Raw genomic sequence first — 4,508 nt, 5'->3', positions numbered from 1 at the left:
ATTTCCAAGTTCAGGATGTTTCTTATGTAAAAGAATTAATTCTTTCTTTAGAATTTGGTTATATATAGAATTGAAGTTATCAAGTTTGAAGAGAGTCTGATCTAGTAAGAGAATCTTGTCCTGTTTTTTGGATAGAGCAATAGAATTGAGAAGGATGTGTATATGAGGATGAAGCTGGTACGTGGCGTCATGAGTGTGTAAAACCGAGATAAAAGCGGTAGAGGGATTTAAGTCAAAAGAATATTTAATTAATTTGTGAATCGTATTAGAGGAAGCTTCGAAAAGGATTTCTATAAATTCTTTATAATGGGAAAGAATATATGGATATAGAAAAGAAGGTAACTTAAAAACAAGATGATAATGTGGAGAATTAGAACTTTTTCTTTGTATTAGAATTCCATTCTCTTTTGTTTTCTGATTGGCAAGTAGGACAAGATCTATTGTTACAAGATTCTCTCATGAATATAGAGAAGTGTCCGTTTGGACAAGAATAGACTCTTCCCTTCATGGCATTAGTTCTACAAAGAGCAACAGCAGAAACAACCTTCTTAACATGAGTAGGCAGGTTGGAAGCTTGAATCTTATCTATTTGCTTATATAATACTTGTTGGAATTCATTCATAGAATTAAGTTCTAGGGCATTGCAGATAACGAACTAGCTAACCAACGTAGGCTGGCCCTGAGCCTCTGGAGGAGGCGTTAGGGATTGGCACGAGGCTTGCGTAAGCAAGAGGAGTGACAAAAGCCTATGTGCCGCAGGCCAAGCGAGGGCGAAGTCCCGAAGTGAAGTGGTTAGCGGTAGTTAATTGCAGTTGGTTTTGTGTTGTATTTGCTAATAATACGAAGTGTTTGAAATCCCAGCGCGCAAATTTTCTTTCTTATTCTTGGTCTTCAAAGCCCGACAATCATTTTTGAATCATGCAAACCGTGACGAAAAAATAATAGGAAATGTAGCGAAATAAATCTCTTAATTCTTATTCTTTTCTTTAAAGCGCTTGAATCATTAACAAAGTAATAAAACCGATATAAAGATCTATTATTGAATTGAGCAAAGTTGGACTCTCACCTTTTAAGAAAAATTGTGCGCTGGTTTTTTTGAAGAGGATTAACCAATTGCAATTAACCAACTAGACTAACCGACGTAGGCTGGCCCTGAGTCCCGAACGGGACGTTAGGGACTGGCCACGACACTTGCGGATGCAAGGGGAGTGCCAGAAGCCTATGTGGCGCAGCCCAAGCGAGGGCTCGTCCCGAAGCGCAGCGGTTAGTTGCTGTTAGCCGACGTTTGTGCTTTATAGAATTACATTTAGTAATTTTGTATTATTCTTATTAAATGGATTGATAATTTTCAATTTGTTGATTTTTGCTCCATCATTAAAGTCTTCAGACAATAAATAATCGCAATCGAGTTCTAATGCCGCCAAAGCAATCAAAGAATCATAATAAGATAGTTTATTCTGTTCTCTTAACTTCAGAGCGTTTTTGTAAAACTCAATTGTTGGGAAAAAGGAACAAATTGGATCTAAGATTTTTTCAATGAGACTTGAAATATCTTGACCTTTCATCGGTGGTTGTCCTTTTGTCAGCATTACATTGCTAAATTCTTGGATGACTTGGTAGCTTATACAGAATCTGTCAGATTTAAAGGAAGCTTTTATGATATTTGAAGAGATTTCCTTTTTTTCAAAATCCTTCGTTGAAAAGAAGTAAATAAATACATTTGTATCGATGAAGATTTTACCTTTCATTTGCTTCTTCACGAGTTATCTTTCTGTTGATCTTCACATATTCAAATTTTTTTAAATATCCATCTAGATCGAAATCTTTAGGTTCAGATTCAGAATAAGTACGGAGCCATTCATTAAAAATGTCATTTAGTGACCTTTTTTGCTTACTTGCTTTTAATCGAGCTTTTTCAATTGCCCTTTCATCAGCTCTAAAAGTAATACTTTTCATATATATAGAATACACGAGTTTCGTGCATTTTGTCAAATTGAAAATTTGTTATTTTATTGCTGTAAACGAATTTCTGATCAATTTCCTCATACGGTTCTTACTTTTTTTTATTTTTCAGATTGTAAAAGGTAGAATTTGCACATATGTCGGCTAACGAACGAGGCTAAACGACGTTCCTCGGAGCTGAGCCTACGGAGTAGGCGTTAGCGTCGGCGCGTATTCTTGCGTAGCAAGAATCGTGACGGAGAGGAATGTGCCGAAGGCCAAGCGAGGGCGAAGACCCGAAGCGCAGTGTTTAGCCGATGTTATGCGTAGTGCCATAAATTTATACATTATTCTACGTTTTGACTTTAAATAGATTGTAGAGATCTCCATCGTCAAAACCAGTCGCTATATTAAAGCTATTATTCTTAACGAAATTCAGATTATATTGTATCTCAAAAAATTCTTTTAAATATAGGAATACGATAGCAAGAGCAAGAAAGCATTTAGTGTAAATGTTGAAATTTACATTATTATAAATATCTTCCATTATTTCTAAATATAGATACTTATTATCAGGAACAAAGTCTTCATCGCAGGCCCATTCTGAATCATTTTGATCCCATGAAAAGGAACCTATTAGGTAAATAGCTATTGTCTGTTTACTTTTAAATTTTTTTTTTAAAGTTGTTTCAAATAAACCAAAATAAAGTCCATTTATTTCATCTGGAATTTTGTTTTCTTTTATGATTTGTAGAAACCATAGGTTAAATTTTTCTTTAGAAATATTAAATTCAGGAGAGTTGATTATTCCAAGCAGATTCGTAGGAATTTTTTCGGCAATTGAAGTAAATTCATTAGTTTTTTTAAATTCCGATCCTCTTTGAATTAATCTCCGAATGCTTTTGTCAAGTTTGTCTAATGTAAAATCATCGTTCATATAAAATTGGTCTTTTTTTTTATTTATAAATTTCTTCAAAATCAAAATTTATTTTTGATTAACTTTAATTTAAATCGATTATCTTCTAAAGAAAAATTTCCTTCATAAATTTTTAGGTTTATGGCATTACGCATAACGAACTAGGGGAGACGACGTTCCTCGTAGCTGAGCCTACGTAGTAGGCGTTAGCGTCGGCGCGCTTTTTGCGAGAGCAAGAAAGCGTGACGGAGAGGAATGTGTCGCAGACCGAGCGAGGCCGGCAGTGCCGAAGCGAAGCGTTTCCCCGATGTTATACGAAGGTTCCGATTATAAAATTTTAAGGCCCATTTCTAAAGCTACTTTATTAAATTCTTTATCGTATGAAAATATATATAATTCATCACCGATTTCATTTTGAAATTCCATAGCGGTTGCTAGATGTAAAGCATCTAGTGTTCTGCATCCAGAAAGTGTATCTTCTTTATCTAGATTATCGATGGTAGTAGAATCAATATTTTTTAAACTTATTTCATCGAGTAGCTTTCCTAATTCAGTTAATTTATTTTCCTTCCAAGTCTGATTTAGTTTCTTTTTATTGTGTAGAAATGTCCTTTTGATGCTAATTTTACATTCAGCTTCTAATAATATAGAACTTACTCTGATTTTAGATTTTTTCCATATTTCTATTGATTGTGTCTGAGATTCTTCTTGGAAGATAATTGATAATAGTACGCTAGAATCTATATATACAATCATATTAAAAACGATCTGACCTAGTTTGATTATATATATTTTCCCAATCTAGTTTCGGCATTTTATGATTGAATTCTTTGACTATTGTTTCAATTTGCGATCCATTTCTTTTAGCAAGTTTAATTTTTCCAATTCTACTTTGCTCTTCTAAATATAGAAAAACTCTTTTATTTGAATCTTTTAAAAATTCCACAGGTTTTTTAATCTCTGCTATTACTTGTTCATGTTCTGTAATTACTATAGTTTCTCCAGCTTTTACCAAATGCAAATATTTGCTTAGATTATTTTTAAGATCACGTATTCCGACAGATTTCATACTATAATTGTGTCTACTGTGGCTATTTTATCTAGTCTTTTTTTTGAATTCTAGATAGTTTTTTTTCGGAACTTTCGTATAACGAACTAGCGGAGACGACGTTCCTCGTAGCTGAGCCTGCAGGGCAGGCGTTAGCGTCGGCGCGTCTTCTTGCGGAGCAAGAAGCGTGACGGAGAGGAATGTGCCGGAGGCCAAGCGAGGGCTCGTCCCGAAGCGAAGCGTTTCCACGTACGCTGTTATCTGCTGTGCCCTATGCTAAGATTGACTTGCTGCTTGTTATTTCTCACTAAGGAATTTAATAGTCCAATATTGAGTCAAAGTTAAGCAACAAGCCTCGTAAAAAGATCTTCCGTAGGCGGATCCTTTCCAAATTTGATGTAAACAATATCCGGAACTTTGAATTCGTCAACTTCTTCAAATAGAATCATCCTTTGATTGCAGAAAGGACAAGATTTGTGTAATTTATGCTGAACATCGAGAATGGAATCATCATTAATATTAGATTCATTTTCTTCTTTACTGATTATCCCCAATAATTGTTTTACTAGATCGTACTTAGACTTACTAGCAGAGCTATAGAAT

Annotated in this window: 6 protein-coding genes and 2 pseudogenes; all 8 read right to left on the bottom strand. The window is 34.6% G+C overall.

Annotated elements, in window-relative coordinates; all coding sequences use genetic code 11:
* Window positions 1-156: pseudogene (locus LEP1GSC199_RS22190) on the bottom strand (IS91 family transposase); the annotation flags it as partial.
* 214 nt (window positions 157-370) lie between these two features.
* Window positions 371-622, bottom strand: a complete 252-nt coding sequence (locus LEP1GSC199_RS21845; protein WP_232420774.1) for a transposase zinc-binding domain-containing protein — start codon at window positions 620-622, stop codon at window positions 371-373.
* A 670-nt stretch (window positions 623-1,292) separates the two neighbouring features.
* Window positions 1,293-1,748 carry a PIN domain-containing protein gene (locus LEP1GSC199_RS12805; protein WP_002983756.1) on the bottom strand — a complete coding sequence of 152 codons (456 nt, stop codon included), beginning with the start codon at window positions 1,746-1,748 and terminating at the stop codon, window positions 1,293-1,295.
* A complete protein-coding gene (locus LEP1GSC199_RS12800; protein WP_002983759.1) occupies window positions 1,738-1,956 on the bottom strand; it encodes a hypothetical protein in 219 nt (72 codons plus the stop codon). The genes LEP1GSC199_RS12805 and LEP1GSC199_RS12800 overlap by 11 nt, the downstream gene beginning before the upstream one ends.
* Window positions 1,957-2,293: 337 nt before the next feature.
* On the bottom strand, window positions 2,294-2,878 hold the full coding sequence (locus LEP1GSC199_RS12795; RefSeq protein ID WP_002983767.1) for a hypothetical protein: 585 nt from the start codon (window positions 2,876-2,878) through the stop codon (window positions 2,294-2,296).
* A gap of 306 nt (window positions 2,879-3,184) precedes the next feature.
* A complete protein-coding gene (locus LEP1GSC199_RS12790) occupies window positions 3,185-3,613 on the bottom strand; it encodes a PIN domain-containing protein (protein ID WP_002979771.1) in 429 nt (142 codons plus the stop codon).
* Between the two features lies 1 nt (window position 3,614).
* Entirely contained in the window at window positions 3,615-3,926 is a 312-nt protein-coding gene (locus LEP1GSC199_RS12785; protein ID WP_002979772.1) for a type II toxin-antitoxin system Phd/YefM family antitoxin, read from the bottom strand.
* 320 nt (window positions 3,927-4,246) lie between these two features.
* A pseudogene (locus tag LEP1GSC199_RS12780) lies at window positions 4,247-4,508 on the bottom strand (IS91 family transposase); the annotation flags it as partial.

It is taken from the genome of Leptospira vanthielii serovar Holland str. Waz Holland = ATCC 700522 (assembly GCF_000332455.1).
Taxonomy (GTDB): Bacteria; Spirochaetota; Leptospiria; order Leptospirales; family Leptospiraceae; genus Leptospira_A; species Leptospira_A vanthielii.
The sequence above is the reverse complement of the archived record's forward strand: the minus strand, read 5'-3'. Positions and strand labels throughout refer to the sequence as shown.

Coding starts and splice junctions, on each gene's coding strand:
- LEP1GSC199_RS12805 (WP_002983756.1), bottom strand. CDS start 1,748: ATGAAAGGTAAAATCTTCATCGATACAAATGTATTTATTTACTTCTTT.
- LEP1GSC199_RS12790 (WP_002979771.1), bottom strand. CDS start 3,613: ATGATTGTATATATAGATTCTAGCGTACTATTATCAATTATCTTCCAA.
- LEP1GSC199_RS12800 (WP_002983759.1), bottom strand. CDS start 1,956: ATGAAAAGTATTACTTTTAGAGCTGATGAAAGGGCAATTGAAAAAGCT.
- LEP1GSC199_RS21845 (WP_232420774.1), bottom strand. CDS start 622: ATGAATGAATTCCAACAAGTATTATATAAGCAAATAGATAAGATTCAA.
- LEP1GSC199_RS12785 (WP_002979772.1), bottom strand. CDS start 3,926: ATGAAATCTGTCGGAATACGTGATCTTAAAAATAATCTAAGCAAATAT.
- LEP1GSC199_RS12795 (WP_002983767.1), bottom strand. CDS start 2,878: ATGAACGATGATTTTACATTAGACAAACTTGACAAAAGCATTCGGAGA.